General features: G+C 46.4%; 1 protein-coding gene. It reads left to right on the top strand.

Features of this window, described 5'->3' with window-relative positions:
* Positions 1 to 265, top strand: a 265-nt coding sequence (locus NXS07_RS22720; protein ID WP_258087669.1) for a tRNA-dihydrouridine synthase, incomplete at both ends; no start/stop codon positions are given.

Consider the following 265-nt stretch of genomic DNA (forward strand, 5'->3'; position numbering starts at 1 on the left):
GGGAGGAGAGGGAGCTCCTCTACTTTACAGAAGAGGAAAGACCTATCCACCTTCAACTTTACGGCAGGAATCCTGAGGAGATTTCAGAGGCGGGAGTAAAGGTTGTGAAGAAGTACAAACCCAATGCAATAGACATAAACTTTGGCTGCTCTGTAAAAAAGGTCTTAAAGGCAAAGGCGGCAGGATATCTGCTTCAGTTTCCAAGGGAGATGGGAAGAATCGTTGAAGAAACGGTAAGAGCCCTTAAACCCTACGGTACTCCTGT

This window comes from Xenorhabdus bovienii (assembly GCF_024721015.1).
GTDB lineage: Bacteria > Pseudomonadota > Gammaproteobacteria > Enterobacterales > Enterobacteriaceae > Xenorhabdus > Xenorhabdus bovienii.